The organism is Pseudomonas sp. EGD-AK9, assembly GCF_000465935.2.
Lineage (GTDB): Bacteria > Pseudomonadota > Gammaproteobacteria > Pseudomonadales > Pseudomonadaceae > Aquipseudomonas.
Window position 1 is genome coordinate 1 of the sequence record NZ_AVOF01000561.1, and the last position, 1,351, is coordinate 1,351.

Sequence of the window (1,351 nt, forward strand, 5' to 3'; positions counted from 1 at the left end):
CCTGCTCCAGCAGCGGCTCGTCGGGCAGACCGCGGCGCCGCCACTCGAGCAGCGCCTCGGCCACCAGATGGACGGAGATGGTGCCCTTCTCGCTGCTGGCGCTCATCGTGCTCCTTGCCGGTGGGGACGTGGGACGCGCACTGTGGCAGGCGCCCGGCGCGCGGGCAATCGCCGCCGCGCCTCAGCCGGCCTTGCTCAACTGCTCGATGCTGATCTCGCGCATGCGAAACTTCTGCACCTTGCCGGTCACCGTCATCGGGAAGGCGTCGACGAAGAGGAAATGCCGCGGCACCTTGAAGTGGGCGATGCGCCCCTTGCAGAACTCGCGCAGCTGCTCGTCGTCGACCGCCTGGCCGGGGTGGCACTTGATCCAGGCGACGATCTCCTCACCGTAGCGCTCGTCGGGAATGCCCACCACCTGCACGTCGGCCACCGCCGGATGACCGAAGAGGAACTCCTCGATCTCGCGCGGGTACACGTTCTCGCCTCCGCGGATGATCATGTCCTTGTTGCGCCCTACGATGCTCAGGTAGCCCGCCTCGTCCATCACCGCCAGGTCGCCGGTGTGCATCCAGCGCGCGCCGTCGATCGCCTCGGCGGTGGCCTCGGGGTTGTTCCAGTAACCGAGCATCACGCTGTAGCCGCGGGTGCACAGCTCGCCGATCTGCCCGCGCGCGACGATGCGCCCGTGCTCATCGACCACCTTGCTCTCCAGGTGCGGCTGGGTGCGCCCGACGCTGGCCACGCGGCGCTGCAGGTCGTCGTCCGCCGCGGTCTGGGTCGACACCGGGCTGGTCTCGGTCATGCCGTAGGCGATCTGCACCTCGGCCATGTGCATCTCGCCGATCACCCGCTTCATCACCTCGATCGGGCAGGTCGCCCCGGCCATGATCCCGGTGCGCAGGCTGGACAGGTCGAACTCGCCGCGGCGCGGGTGATCCAGCTCGGCGATAAACATGGTCGGCACGCCGTACAGCGCCGTGGCGCGCTCCTCGGCCACCGCCTGCAGGGTGGTCAGCGGGTCGAAGGCGTCGCCCGGGTAGATCATGGTGCTGCCGTGGGTCAGGCAGCCGAGGTTGCCCATCACCATGCCGAAGCAGTGGTACAGCGGCACCGGGATCACCAGGCGGTCGTGCTCGGTGAGGCCCAGGCTCTCGCCGACCATGTAACCGTTGTTGAGGATGTTGTAGTGGCTCAGCGTCGCGCCCTTGGGAAAGCCGGTGGTGCCGGAGGTGTACTGGATGTTGATCGGCTCGTCGAACTGCAGCTGGGCACTGCAGGCGCGCAGCTGCTCGGCGCCGACCGCCTCGGCGTGCGCCAGCAGTGCGTCCCAACCGAGCATGCCGGCGGC

1 protein-coding gene is annotated in these 1,351 nt (G+C 68.8%); it reads right to left on the reverse strand.

Annotated elements, in window-relative coordinates:
• Window positions 1-181: 181 nt before the first annotated feature.
• On the reverse strand, window positions 182-1,351 hold a 1,170-nt coding region (locus N878_RS20570; protein WP_021445420.1), incomplete at its 5' end, for an AMP-binding protein.